Source organism: Rheinheimera pacifica (assembly GCF_900108485.1).
GTDB lineage: Bacteria > Pseudomonadota > Gammaproteobacteria > Enterobacterales > Alteromonadaceae > Alishewanella > Alishewanella pacifica.
The window spans coordinates 89,886-104,341 of sequence record NZ_FNXF01000013.1; the positions used below are offsets into that span (position 1 = coordinate 89,886).

Below are 14,456 nucleotides of genomic sequence, written 5' to 3' on the forward strand. Positions count from 1 at the left end.
CTCCTGTTGGTGCTAATACTGCGGCGTACTATAGCGCAAGGTTAATGGTTTGTAGATTATTTTCTGGTTGCCCGGTTGCCGCATTTAAAATGCCTTATGCGCGCTGCCGCACCGAACGACACAAATAACAAGCTCATTGTATGCTACCGGATAGTGCATTTCTGCGCTGTCTGAGCTGACAACGAGGTTTATATGAATAAGTTTCATGCAAAGTTGCTGCTTGCCGCAGCAATCACGCTGGCGTTAGGCAGTGCACAGGTTGTAGCCGATGATAAAACGGCCGCAAAAGCGAAAAGCGGGCCGGTAGTTGATGCCCGCCAGGAAGCGCAAATCTGGACCACCTACACGCTAAGCCCTTATTTACGGGCCAATGACTTAACCGTTACGGTGCTGGATGGCAAAGCCACGCTTAGCGGCAATGTAGAAGACGATGTTCACAAAGATCTGGCCGGTGCTATTGCTGCGGGTGTTAATGGTATTAGCGATGTTGACAACAAAATTACCGTAGATGCCGACTACAAAGCGCCTGATCGCAGTAGTACCCGCGGTTACGGCGATGTGGTGGATGATGCCACTATTACTACAGCAATAAAGTCAAAATTACTGTGGAGCAAGCATACCGAAGGTATGGACACCAAAGTGGTAACTAACGCAGGCAAAGTCGAGTTAAGCGGCACTGTGGCCACCCAGCAAGCAAAACAGCAGGCCGAAAAGCTGGCAAAAAATACTGATGGTGTGCGTTCGGTAGATAATAAATTGCAGGTTAGTGACAAAACCGCTGACGGCAAAATCTATAAAAAAGCCGATGCGGAAAAAGGCAGCGTGATCGCCGATAGCTGGATTACCACCAAGGTTAAATCGACTTTTATGTATTCCAGTAATGTTGCCGGGTCTGATATTTCGGTTAAGACCGATAAAGGTGTGGTTACGCTGGCTGGTGAAGTAGGCAGCGGTGCAGAGCAGGCACTGGCCATTGAGCTGGCACAGAATATCCGTGGTGTAAAAAGTGTTACATCACGCCAGCTTGTTTTTTAAGCGGTTAACCTGGCGGGCCTGGGTTTACCGGCCCAGACCAGCTTTTGTTTAAACCTTATTAACCGGACAAGGTTGGCATTGATATGAATGAACCTCAGTATGCAAACCCGCAACTGCTGCGTAACGCTATGTTGCAGCTTAATTTTGAAGCCTTAAGTGCTGAAATGGTGCGCATGCGCTGCGAAGTTATACTGCAACAAAATATCTGGCTGCAACAACAGCAGCATTTATTACAGCACAACCAGTTGTTGCTGTTAACCTTGATGCAGGCGGTTAGCCAAAATGCCAATACCCAAACCAAACTGCAGCAACTTACCCTCGACAGCCAGTGCGATGCACTAACAAAAACACTTAACCGCAATATTATGCTGGACCGTATCAGCCAGGCCATCAGCATGGCGAAACGACAGCAAAGCCATTTTGCACTGTTATTTATTGATCTGGACCGGTTTAAACCGGTAAATGATCAGTATGGCCATGCTGCCGGTGATGCAGTAATACTGCAGGTTTGCGAACGTTTAACTGCTGCCGTGCGAGACAGTGATGCGATAAGCCGGCACGGTGGTGATGAATTTCTGTTGCTGCTTAACGACATTAAAGATAACCAGGCGGCCACCTTGTTTGCCAACAGGCTGGTACAGGCTCTGGCACAACCGTACCAGATCGCAGGGGCTAGCGTTGTATTGTCCGCCAGTATTGGCATTGCATTATATCCTGAGCACAGCCACAGCGCTAAAGCCCTGATTAGCTGCGCAGACGCTGCTATGTACCGTGCCAAGCAACAAGGTGGCAGCCGGGCATGTTAAAACCTGGCGTAAAGTTGTTATTGCTATGCGCGCCAGCGCACAGACAGCCGCTGGTTTTAACCGCATAGTGAACCAGGGCTCACCTTCGCTGCAGCCCCGATTGATCAGGAGCTACAGATGAAAAAACACATTGCCGACACTCTGGTTAGTGCAGAGCCTTTATCCGGGGTACGATTTGGCAAACGCTGGCTGTTGCTGGCCAGCGCTGTTGCATTATTAAGTGGCTGCGCTTCTGCGCCTGTGCCACCCACCGCTGAAATGCAAGCTGCAGAACGTGCCATTGGCACTGCCGAGCAGGCCCAGGTGGTGCGTTACACCACTGTCGAACTTGATACCGCGCGTAAAGAGCTGGCAGCAGCACGCTTAGCCATAACCGAAGAAAATATGCCACAGGCCAAACGGCTGGCACTGCAAGCTCAGTTAAATGCCGAGCTGGCTCTGGCGCGTGCTGAGCTTATTAAAGCTCAGGCAGTGAATAAAGATATGCAACAAAGTATCGACGCCGTGCAGCAGGAAGCTCAGCGTAATATGTCAGGGGTAAAACTATGAACCGTATGCTTTCTTCAGAAAAAATGTCTTTTAGCAAAACCTTGCTTAGCTTAAGTTTGGCTGCAGTGTTTGTAGCCGGTTGTGCCAGCGCACCGAAAAGCCCGGAGGGTGCAGCTAATGTGCGCCAGCAGCTTATTCAGTTGCAGGGCAACCAGCAGTTGGCGGTGTTAGCACCACTGGCAATAAAAGAAGCTGAGCAAGCTGTTATTGCCGCTGAACAGCCAGAAAAAAATGCCGCTTTGGCCGCCCACAGGGTGATCATGGCTGAACGCAAAGTGAGTATGGCCAGCACACAGGCGCAAACCCGCCAGTTGGAGTTACAGCGCGACAGCTTAAGCCAGAAACGTGATGAAGTGCGCCTTAGCGCCCGCACTCAGGAAGCGGCCAGCGCCCGTGCAGACGCCAGTGATGCGCGCAGTGATGCCGAGATGGCCCGTTCACAAGCCAGTAATGCCCAGGCCAACGCCGCCATGGCACGCCAGCAAGCCGATGCTGCAGCCGCAACCGCCGCTGCCACTACGGCAGACTTGCGGGCACAAATAGCCGAGCTAAATGCCAGGCCAACCGACAGAGGCTTAGTGGTAACACTGGGCGATGTGTTGTTTGACACCGGCAGGGCCAACCTGAAAAACGGTAGCAGTAATCATCTGGATAAACTGGCGGTGTTTTTAAACGCCCATCCAACACGAACGGCGCAAATTGAAGGCCATACCGACGACGTCGGCTCTGACTCAGCCAATATGTTGTTATCACAGCGGCGTGCTGACACAGTAAAAGCATTTTTAGTGGCGCAGGGTATTGCTGCCAGCCGGCTGGATGCTTCCGGTAAAGGCGAAACTACCCCACTGGCCAGTAATGCGTCAGCTGATGGCAAGCAGCAAAACCGCCGGGTAGAAGTGATTATCGCCAATATTGCCGAGTAACGGTTTGTTAAGCGTTAACCCGATCAACACACCCGCTGCGGCGGGTGTTTTTTTGCCTGTTAGGGTGTGCCTTGCTCTGCTAATAAGCGTTTTGCGCTATCGGGTACGGGTTCGCCCAGCAAGCGGCGGTAATTGTCTATTCCTACCTGATAGCATTCACAGGCAGCATGTTGCAACGCAGGCCGATTTAATATGCTTATCATGCCGCGGCTATAACTAATATATTGTTTTTGTTGTAAAATACCTGCCGCTACGGTAACGCCACTGCGCCGTACGCCTAACATATCTGCCAGAAACTGATGCGTCAGGTGAAAGTCATTACTATGCGCCCGGTCATGGCTCATTAACAGCCAGCGCGCCAGGCGATACTCCAGCTCGTGAAAATGCGCGCAAGCCGTACTTTGTGATAGCTGCGCCATTAATACATACAGATACTGTTGTAATATATTTTGTAGCTGCGGGCAGTCATGCAGCAGTTGCTGCAGCGCGGCAATATCAATACGCCAGGCAGTGCCTTTACCTTGCACCACCGCTTGCATCGGCGCTGTGGTTATACCCAGCGCCAGTGTAACGCCCAGCATACCTTCATTGCCAATTAAGCCTATTTCCAGCGGTTTGTGGCCGGCCAGTTTGGTTACCAGCGAAATAAAACCACTTAGCGGAAAATACAAATAGCGGTAACGCTGCCGGGGTTCACACAGCACTGCGCCAAACTCCAGTGCTACCACATCACAATGTTGCAACAGCAAAACACGTTCTTTTTCTGACAGCAAATTAACTAAATGATTAGTAATAAGCGGAACAGCTAAAACAGGCATGGTGCTGGCCTTTAGCACTGGCGGTGCCGCAATGGCGCAAGACAGGTGCTGTGCCGTCTTGGCTTTTCAGTATACCGGTTTTACGTTATGCCTCTGTGCGCTAAGGCACTCAGTAACACCAATTAATGATTCACCTTGCTCCAGCTAAGCTGATGCGCCTGATTGTCTAAGGGCAGTGCCAGGCAATGCTGACTGACAAAAACGGGGGAGTCAGCAGTAATAAGTACCCCATCCAGCGTCAGCTCTGCCTGTTGATCATGAGTTTGCTTAATACACAGGGCATAACTGCTATTGCCAATTGTTACGGTAGCGCTAAAACCCGGCCAGTGTGCCGGCAGGCAAGGGGCAATATGTATATGGCTGCCATGGCGGCTAATGCCCAGCAGGCTTTCTACACCGGCGCGGTACATCCAGCCGGCAGCTCCGGTATACCAGCTCCAGCCACCCCGGCCAGTGTGCGGTGGCACCGAGTAAATATCAGCGGCTACCACATAAGGCTCCAGCTGATACCGGTTAACGGCTGCCGGGGTTAACGCATGGTTTAGCGGATTTAACATGCTAAACAGCTGATGCGCTTTGTCGGCCTGGCCTAATCGGGCAAAAGCCATTACTACCCACATGGCAGCATGGCTGTACTGGCCGCCGTTTTCTCTAAGCCCCGGCGGATAGCCTTTTATATAACCGGGGTTATGTGCGCTTTGATCAAACGGTGGGGTAAACAACAACAGTAATTGCTGCCGTTGCTGCACTAAGTGTTTATCTACCGCCGCCATTGCCGCGGTAGCACGCTGTGGCTCTGCCACGCCCGACAACACCGCCCATGACTGGCTTAGTGAGTCTATCTGGCATTCGTCACTGTGCTGGCTGCCAAGCCAGCTGCCATCATCGTAGGTGGCGCGTTTATACCAGTTGCCGTCCCAGCCATATTGTTCTATTGCCTTAAGCAAAGTGTTGCTGTGGGCCTGCCATAACGCTGCACGGGGATCACACCGGGCCGTTGCCAGCGGGATAAATTGTGCCAGGGTGGTTAGCAGCAGCCAGCCAAGCCAGATACTCTCGCCTTTACCGCCGGCACCAACCTGATCCATACCGTCGTTCCAGTCGCCGCTGCCCATCAGTGGCAAACCGCGTTCACTGCTTAAGCTGATGGCTTGATCCAAGCCACGGGCGCAGTGCTCATACAAAGGCGCGACTGCATCGGTAGGCATCGGCTGGAAAAACGCATCATGCTGGCCCGGTTCCAGTTGCGGCCCCTGCAAAAAGCTGATGCTTTCATCCAGCACAGCGCTGTCGCCTGAGGTATCGATATAGCGGGCGCAGGCAAAGGCCAGCCATACCCTGTCGTCAGAAATACGGCTTCGCACGCCCTGGCCGCTGTGTGGCAGCCACCAATGCTGCACATCACCTTCAACAAACTGACGCTGTGCTGCCCGTAATAAATGTGCCCGGGTCAGCTCTGGCGCGGCAAAGCTAAGAGCCATAGTGTCTTGCAGCTGATCGCGAAAACCATAAGCGCCGCTGGCCTGATAAAAGGCGGCGCGGGCATTAATACGACAGGCAATGGTTTGATACAACAGCCAGCCGTTTAGCATAATGTCCATTGCGCGGTCCGGCGTTTTTACCTGCACCGCCTGTAACAGCTGCTGCCAGTGCAGGTGTACCTTATGCAGCTCTGCTGCTAAATCGGCCTGGCGGTAGCGTTGCACCAGTGCCAGTGCGCTGGCTTTATCGGCGGTTTGGCCCAGCAAAAACACCAGCTCAATTTGCTCACCCGGTGCCAGGCTCAGGCTATGTTGCAAGGCCGCGCATGGGTCCAGTGCTGCACCTGCGTTGGCGCTGAGTAATTGCAGCTGCGCCAGTGCCAGTGGGCTTTGTACACTGCGGTTACGGCCAATAAATTCGGTGCGATCGGCCGTCCAGCCCGATAGCGGCGTGTTAGTGCCAAGGGCGGCAAAAGCCACTTTGCCGACAAAAGCGGTTTGCCACGGGTTTTGTGCCAGCAATACTGAGTGCTCGTGGTCAAATTCACTGATTAAATAAGGTGCACAGGCAGCACGGTCACGGCCCAGTACCCATTCGGCATAAGCCGTTACCCGTAACTGGCGCCGTTTATCTGAGGTATTGCGCAGTGTCAGGCGGGAAATTTTCACCGGCTCGTCCAGCGGCACATATTGCAGCAGGCTTAAGTGAACGCCCGCAGCCTGGTGCACAAAGCGGCTGTAGCCAAAGCCGTGGCAGGCACTATAATGGCCGCCGTCGTTTATTGGTGCGCTGGTGGCGGTAAACAGCTGGCCGCTGTCTTCGTCCTGCACATAAATAGCTTCTGCACACGGATCAGTAACCGGATCGTTCGACCAGGGCGTTAGCTGGTTTTCGCGGCTGCTTTGTGCCCAGCTATAACCGCTGCCACTGGCCGACACCTGAAAGCCAAACTGCGCGTTGGCTATAACATTCAGCCACGGCATCGGCGTGCGCTGGTAGTTGTGCAGCAAAATGACATACTCACGGCCATCGCTGGCAAAGCCGCCCAGGCCGTTAAAAAACTCCAGCTCGCTGCTGATGTAGTCTGCTGTTGCTGCGGTATCGGCGATGCCTGGCCGGGGCGCTAGTTTTGCAGCCGGGTACTGTGGCGGCAGTTTTGCTGCCGCTGTTGCCGGCTCTGGTGTCAGGCGTTGTAACTGGCGCTGCAGGGTGCCGCGCCTGGCATATAACACTACTCTGGCAATGGAGGCCAGCAAGCTGCGGCTGGCCACACTCATCAGGTCGGCGCGCAGCGTATACACATTACCTTTGGCTAACTGCGGACTGCTGTCAGCTTGCGGGGCACTGGCTGACAGCACTGCCGCCGGCCTGCTCTGGCTACTGCGTACCAGTGTTTCTATCGCCTGTTGCAAATCCTGCACGTAAGAGCTGGCGCGTTCGTTAATAATCACCAGATCAACCGGCAATTGCTTCAGGTGCCAGTATTCATGTGCCCGCAGTAACTGGCGCACGTTATCAATATCTTCAATGTCGTCAATATGCAGTAACAGTATTGGTAAATCGCCGGAGATACCGTGCTGCCATACACCAGACTGCGGCCCGGCACCGCGGCTGATAGCAGCTGGCGGCGCGCGAAAGCGGCTGTCGTTGTACAGCAAGGGGCCGGTAAGGCGCTGAAACAGCGCGGCTTCAGCCACAGTAACAGTAAGATGGCGCAACTGCACCTGTGCCAGTGTCCAGGCCAGTGTGGCGGCGCGTTCAAAGGCACTGTATTCGTTATGCTGGGTGATCAGTTGCAGTAGCTCTTCGCGCGAGTTGGCCAGCAGTGTCCAGAATGCGACTTTCAGTTGCTTACCCGCACCCAGCGTAACTGTAGGGCGCAAACACAGAATAGGGTCCAGCACGGTGCCGCTGCTGTTACTTAATGGCTGGTTGCGTTGCATAGCTCGCGCTTGTTGCAAGCTGGTGCCGGCACCAAAAAACTGCGCCCGATCGGTTTCATATTGCAGCGGGGCGCCGCTGTTACCTTCAACTACCGCAAAGTGGCCCAGCCACAGTGGTTGCTCGTGCGGTGTACGCGGCCGGCGGGTAGCGATAATGGCACCGTGTGCGCTGATAAATTCAGTTTGCACAAACAACTTGGAAAACGCCGGGTGAGCGTTGTCACTGGCCGCGCTGCTTAGTACCAGTTCAGCGTAAGAGGTGAGTTCAAGTTCTTTGTCGTGCCGGCTGTGGTTGCATAAGGTGATGCAACGTACTTCACCGTTATGTTCAGATGCCACCACCACGGTTACCTTGGCGCTGATGTCCTGCTGCTTTTCGCCGCACTGTGTGCTGAATTCTGCGCCGTCTTCACTAAAGGTTACGCTAAAGCTGGCCGCTGTGGTGTGCGGGCTGTCACTTGCCAGTGGCTGCAGGCTGGTTGCCCAGAACTGTGGGTTATTGCGCTCGCGCAGCAAAATATAGCTACCGCAGCTATCCAGGCTACTGTCGGCGCGCCAGCGGGTGATGGCAATACCGCGCCAGCGGCTGTAACCGCTGCCAGCGGCGCTAAGCATAACACTGTAGTTGCCGTTGCTAAGAATGTGCGTGTGCGGCGCCCCGGTTGCGGTTGGGTCCAGGCTTAGCTCGGTCAGTGATTCACTGCTGCTGCCGGCGGCAATAGTTACCGCCTCTGCTTTGGGGTGAGCATTAAGCACATCGCGCGGTACCCGCTCCTGCAACAACAGTTCACAGGCGCTGATCATCGGTTCGCGGTGAAAACGGCTGCGCATCAGGCCCTGTTGCAGGGTGTTAAGCACCGCTATCAGTGTCATGCCCTGATGGTGCGCCATAAAACTTTGCACCAGCACGGGTTGGGCTGGGTCTGGCAACCGGGCCGGGGTATAGTCTATCGCCTCAAAAAAGCCGTAATCGCCCAGCGCGCCCAGTTGTTGCAACCGGGCAAAGTTGCTGCAGGCAGCAGGGGCATCTACCATACTGGCCAGCGCGGTAGCGTAGGGGGCTATTACCAGGTTTTGCGCCAGGCCGCGTTTTAAGCCCAGCCCCGGCACACCAAAGTTAGAATACTGGTAGGTAAGGTGCAGATCGCGGGCATTGTAGGCCGATTCTGAAATACCCCAGGGCACATTGTGTTGCCGGGCATAACTGATTTGCCGCGCCACAATCAGCCGGTTGCTTTGCTCCAGCAGGCTGCCTACTGCGGCACGCATAACCAGTGACGGCATCAGATATTCAAACATTGAACCCGACCAGGACAACAGCGCCGCGCCCGCACCCAGCGGGGTAGCGCCGCGGCCCAGCCTGAACCAGTGTTTGGCGTCGATATCGCCTTTGGCAATGGCAAACAGGCTGGCAAGGCGGGCTTCAGAGGCCAGTAAATCGTAACAGCTGTTGTCGAGCTTATTGTCGGCAACGGTATAACCAATCGACAGCAAATTACGCTCGGTATTAAGCAAAAAGGCAAAGTTCATTTGTAATGCCATGGCCCGGCTTTGTGCGGCCAGTGTGGTAAAGCGCTGGCGTAACTGATGCTGCTGTGCGCTGTCGGCCAAATTGTCCTGCTGGTGCTGGTTAAGCGTGTGCAGTAAGGCGCTGATATAAAACAACAGGTTGTCACTGTGCGGTTGTCCGGCGCTAGCAGCCGGTTGTTGCTCACAGGCGCTGCGATATAAAAGCTGCGCGTCAGTGGCCAGCCGGATAAGCTCTTTATGCAGCGGCGCCGGGCGAAAAGTAGCACTGAGTAACTGTGCCATTTTTTCCAGGCTGATATGCAGCTGCTGATTATGCTGCAGGCTGTTGTCGCACTGTTGCAGGCAAAGTTGCGCCAGTGCCAGGGTGTCTGTCAGCCCCTGCAATGCCAACGGAGCCAGCAGTTGTTGTTGCCAGTCTTCCAGGCTGTTAGCCAGCGCCAGCAGGTGGCCGGCCAGATTGCCGCTGTCAACTGATGAGATATACGCCGGTGCTAACGGTTGCAAAGTCTGGGTATCGTACCAGTTATAAAAGTGGCCCTGATACAGGCTAAGCCGCTGTAACGTAGCAAAGGTTTGTTCCAGTTTATCGGCACTGGCATGGCTGCCCAGCCAGCCGAAATCCCGTGCGCTAACAACCGACAGCAAATACACGCCAATATTGGTGGGCGAGGTACGATGGGCAATAACCGGCTCGGGCAATTGCTGGAAATTATCCGGTGGCAGCCAGTTGTCATCAGCGCTGACAAAACGCTCGAAAAAGCGCCAGGTGCGCCGGGCTACCAGGCGCAGGCTATTGGCCTCAGGTGCGGTCAGTGGCCGGGTTTGCTGCTGGCCTGTAGGCAGGCTTAGCCAGTACATCAGCGCCGGTGCCAGTTGCCATAACAGCAGCAGTGGGGCCAGTAATACCAGATTATGCGGTGCCTGCCACAGCACCAGCGCAGCGGTTAGCCAGGCCAACACCAGCCCGGGTGCCATCTGGCGGTAATAGCCGGCCAGGCTTAGCGGCCGGTGAGCACTGTTTTGTGCCGTGGTGACCCACTGCAGCAGCTGTTTGCGGCTTACCAGCACACGCCACAACGTAACGCTGATGGCGTGGCCCATGCGCCAGGCCTGATCGGCCAGTAAAATAACCTGTAGCAGGCTTTGGCTCAGGGTTTGGCTAATATCGGCCAGCAGGTTGCCATACAGGCTGCGCAGCGCAATAGCGCCGCCGTTTTGTAAAATACTGTGCTGCGGCAATAAGGTAAAACGGCGCATCAGTAAGGTGGGTAACAGCAATACGGCCAGTAGCAACAGGGTGGTATTAAGCGCCAGCGGCCAGGGCAGCAGCAGGGCCAGCACTAAAGCGATAAAACCAGCCGGTGCCAGCATTGAGCGGCGCAGGTTATCCAGCATTTTCCAGCGGCCCAGTAACGGCATGCCAGCTTGGGCACTGCGCGGCTTGTTAAATGCGCAGCATAGCCAGGGCAACAACTGCCAGTCGCCGCGGGTCCAGCGGTGTTGTCGTTTAACGACAACGTCGTACCGGGTTGGGAAATCCTCTACTACTTCAATGTCTGATACCAGGCCGGCACGGGCAAAGATGCCTTCAAACAGATCATGGCTTAGCATGCTGTTGTCCGGCACTCTGGTGTTTAACGCCGCATGAAAAGCCTCTACATCGTAGATGCCTTTACCGGTAAACGAGCCTTCGGCAAATAAATCCTGATACAAATCAGACACGGCGCTGGCGTAGGGGTCGATACCGGCCGGGCCAGAACTTAAGCGCAAATAGCGCGAACCTTGCTCAGCGAGTGCCAGTGCCGGTGTTACCCGTGGCTGCAAAATGCCATAGCCGGCAATAATACGTTGCTGGCGCGGGCAAAACTGCGGCTGGTTTAACGGGTGCGCCATCTTACCCACCAGCTTAACGGCTGCATTGCGCGGCAGCCGGGTATCAGCATCCAGCGTGATCACATAACGCACCTGTGCCGGCACCAGGTTAGATAACAACGGGTACTGGGCGCTGCTGCCACAAAAAGGGTTATCACCATCGCTACCGGTGTTTTCTGTACTGCGTAGCGCCTGGTTTAAATCGGCCAGCTTGCCGCGTTTGCGCTCGCGGCCCATCCAGCTTTGCTCGGCAGGGTTATAACTGCGCTGGCGATGTAACAATAAAAAACGTGGCCCGGCCAGGCCTGTGCCATAGTGGTGATTTAAGGTAGCAATGCCGTCTATCGCTTGCTGTAGCAGCGGCTGATCTGTTGGCTGGTGCTGTACAGGGGCGTCAGCAAAATCTGATAGCAGCGCAAAGCTGATATCGCCATTACCGGCTGCCAGATAGTGTTCTTCCAGCCGCTGCAGGTGCTGGTGCAGTTCGGTGCTACTGGTTAGCAACACCGGCACCGCGATCAGGGTGCGCAGTTCAGAGGGAATACCGTCGGCCAGTTCCAGAGCCGGTAGCAGCTGCGCACCGTTATAGCGGCTGGCCATATTCTGTAGCAGGGCGCTGGCCACTTCGCTGAGTGGAATCGCGGCCAGCAACAACAGCCACAGCCAGTTAATGCCTGTAATAGCCAACAGCCAGCCCGCCAAAAGCAGTAAGCCAGAACTTAACAACACAAACAGGCTGATATAACCTTTAATACCCCGGCTGCTAATACAATGACGCAGCCAGCGCCCGGCACTGCGTTTAATGCTCAGCTGTTGCTCAAATGCCTGCCGGCCGTTGCCCACTAAATAGTAGCCGCAGTCGGCTTCGCGCCCGGCCTGTATCGGGTTGCTGCATTTCGCGGCCGCTAAGCGGGCAGTTTGCAATACAGCGGCGGCAATCGTCAGCTCCGGGCTTTTAGCGCGGCGGGCCAGCTGTTCAATGGCTGTGCGATACAGGTTGCGGCTGGCAAAATCCATTTCGTTAAAGCGGCTGCCGTCGGCCAGCTGCTGATCTACCAGGCTGACGCTTTCAAACAGTTCTGTCCAGTCGATGGCGGAAATGCGCCGCATACTGGTAATAACATTACGCACACTAACGTTAGACGCCCCCAGCCGTTGCTGAGCTCTTTGCACCACAGTGTCAATGCTATCGCCCTGTACGGCCAGTTGCTGACTAAGCCATTGCAGGGCTGGTGTAACGCCAGGATCCTGATCACGCAGCCGTTTGGCCAGTTGGGCGGCAAAGTTGTCGCTTAACGCCGTGCCGTGCTTAACCCTATTTAGCTTAGCCACTTCATACTGCCAATCTGCGCCGGCTATTAATGCATCGGCCAGTTGATCAGCCTCTGAGCGCTGGCGCAGGCCCAGGCTGATTTGATCGGTTAAACGGCGCAGGTTTTCAATCAGCACTATGCGTAGTGTAATGGCCACTGCCCACAGCTCACCAATACTCAGCGGCTGTACTTGCTGATAAGCAATTAAAAAGCGTTTTAATATGGCCGGGTCAAAATGGCTGTCGGTATGGGCTACGTAAGCCCAGGCAATGCCCAACACCCGCGGATAGCCGCTAAAGGGGCCAGTGGCAAGCTTGGGCAATTGGCGGTAATAGCCGGGTGGCAGGTCGTCGCGAATTTCACGGATTTGCTGTTCAACAATATGGTAGTTATCCAGCAGCCATTCGGCCGCGGGTACTATGCTATGGCCAGCCTGTAACTCCGTAGCGCTAACGCGGTAAGCGGCCAGCAGAGTATGGGCGTTGGCTGTCAGCCGTTGCTGTAACGCGGGCCGGCAATACTGGCGAACCTGTTGTAACAGCGTAAATTCGCTGACCACGGGCTGGGTTTTCGCCAGGCTATGCGCATGCAATTCCAGCCGCTCAACACTAAACAGCTCGGCACGAACCGGGCTGGTTTGTTGCCATAGTTCGGGGATAAACCAATTGCTGCTGCGCTGGTGCAGCGTGAAAAACGGCTGTAACAGTAAAGCAGAGGTGTCACGGAAAAAAGTACGGAAAACAGACATAGCAACCTGCAGCTAATAGCATAAGCGGTAACGGCTTAGCTTACAGTGCAGTTAGCCTGTTGTCGGTTCGATGCCGTACATAGCTGACGATAATGTGGTTAACACTAACAGTTAGTTGGGCAGCACAGGTTTTTTGCAGGTATGCTCGTGCTGCTTTAGCGGCAGCAAGCGGTCGGTTTCAGCTTTTACCACTTCGTAGCATTCACAGCTTAGTTGTTCCAGTTTAGGCCGGTTGGTAACAATGATATGGCCACGGCTGTAGTCAATAACGCCTTGTCGTTGCAAACGGCCAGCAGCTTCGGTTACGCCTTCACGGCGCACGCCCAGCATATTGGCAATCAGCTCTTGTGTCATAACCAGATGGTTGTCTTTCAGCCGGTCCAGCGACAGCAATAACCAGCGGCATAATTGCTGATCAATACTATGGTGGCGGTTACACACCGCAGTTTGGGCCATTTGCGTAATTAACGCCTGTGAGTAACGCAACATTAAATGCAGCAGCTCGCCATGGCGGCCAAATTCATCTTTCATCCGTTGGCCCAGTAGCCGGTAAGCAAAACCGGCACTTTGCACCAGGGCCCGGCTGGTGGTGCTTTCGCCGCCCATAAACAGCGCAACGCCAATCAGGCCTTCGTAACCTACGACAGAAATTTCAGCCGAGGCACCATTTTCCATGACATACAACAACGACACTATGCAATCGGTAGGAAAATACACATAGCGCATAACATCGCCAGGCTCGTACAGCACCTTACCCAATGACATTTCTACTAACTCCAGATGCGGGAATAAACGCTGCTGTACGTCAGTAGAAAGGGCGTCAAGCAAAAGATTTTGCGTTGGATGGTGTTTAGCTGTGGCACAGTGTTGCTGTGATGCCAACTGCGGCATAACGATGTCCTTGAGTGAGTGCGGATAGGTTATGAGTATAGTTAAGCAAAATGTTAACTCTGTGCGCCAGCGAACATAAAATTAAAAGCAGTATTATTTAACCCGCATGTCATTTTTTACCGCGGTAACACCGGTAACTTCACGTGCTACCCGTATGGCGGTGTTAATGTCCTCTGCAGAGCTGACAAAGCCACTTAGTTGTACTACGCCTTTAAAGGTTTCGACATTAATTTCGCTGACTTTAAGCGAGGCAGTATTAAAAATAGCGGCTTTTACCTTAGTGGTAATCACTGTGTCGTCTACATATTCACCTGTGCCTTCCCGGGTAGCAGTTGCGCCACAGCCTGCCAATGTCAGGCTAATTAAGCCTACCAGTAAAATAGCGAAAATATGATGGGTTTTCATGGGGTATATCCTTGTTGTTAAGGGGATGAATCGGTTTTTTACCCTTAAACAGTAAACCTGAATGCGGCTGAAGTATGTGCGCTATCGCACCTTAGAGTGGTATTTGTTTGCTGTTATACCCGTACGTATTCTGCCCGTTAA

8 protein-coding genes are annotated in these 14,456 nt (G+C 54.1%); 4 read left to right on the plus strand and 4 right to left on the minus strand.

The annotated features are described in order from the left end of the window. Positions 1-192: 192 nt before the first annotated feature. From BLW68_RS15480 to BLW68_RS15495, 4 genes are all read left to right on the plus strand, one after another. Positions 193-1,035: a BON domain-containing protein gene (locus BLW68_RS15480; protein WP_092795343.1), complete on the plus strand. Its 843-nt coding sequence runs from the start codon at positions 193-195 to the stop codon at positions 1,033-1,035. Between the two features lie 83 nt (positions 1,036-1,118). Then, positions 1,119-1,841 carry a GGDEF domain-containing protein gene (locus BLW68_RS15485; RefSeq protein ID WP_092795345.1) on the plus strand — a complete coding sequence of 241 codons (723 nt, stop codon included), beginning with the start codon at positions 1,119-1,121 and terminating at the stop codon, positions 1,839-1,841. Between the two features lie 117 nt (positions 1,842-1,958). Next, a complete protein-coding gene (locus tag BLW68_RS15490; RefSeq protein ID WP_092795346.1) occupies positions 1,959-2,390 on the plus strand; it encodes a DUF4398 domain-containing protein in 432 nt (143 codons plus the stop codon). Then, on the plus strand, positions 2,387-3,313 hold the full coding sequence (locus BLW68_RS15495) for an OmpA family protein (protein ID WP_218141391.1): 927 nt from the start codon (positions 2,387-2,389) through the stop codon (positions 3,311-3,313). Before BLW68_RS15490 ends, BLW68_RS15495 begins: the two co-directional genes overlap by 4 nt. A 59-nt stretch (positions 3,314-3,372) precedes the next feature. Here BLW68_RS15495 and BLW68_RS15500 read toward each other — a convergent pair whose 3' ends face one another. The 4 genes from BLW68_RS15500 to BLW68_RS15515 all read right to left on the minus strand — a co-directional run bounded on the left by BLW68_RS15500 (position 3,373) and on the right by BLW68_RS15515 (position 14,315). Beyond that, entirely contained in the window at positions 3,373-4,131 is a 759-nt protein-coding gene (locus tag BLW68_RS15500; protein WP_092795348.1) for a Crp/Fnr family transcriptional regulator, read from the minus strand. A 122-nt stretch (positions 4,132-4,253) separates the two neighbouring features. Next, a complete protein-coding gene (locus BLW68_RS15505) occupies positions 4,254-13,019 on the minus strand; it encodes a glycoside hydrolase family 94 protein (RefSeq protein ID WP_092795350.1) in 8,766 nt (2,921 codons plus the stop codon). A 111-nt stretch (positions 13,020-13,130) separates the two neighbouring features. After that, complete coding sequence (locus BLW68_RS15510) at positions 13,131-13,910, minus strand: Crp/Fnr family transcriptional regulator (RefSeq protein ID WP_092795352.1); 780 nt, start codon at positions 13,908-13,910, stop codon at positions 13,131-13,133. A 93-nt stretch (positions 13,911-14,003) separates the two neighbouring features. Continuing rightward, a complete protein-coding gene (locus BLW68_RS15515) occupies positions 14,004-14,315 on the minus strand; it encodes a BON domain-containing protein (RefSeq protein WP_092795354.1) in 312 nt (103 codons plus the stop codon). Positions 14,316-14,456: the final 141 nt, after the last annotated feature.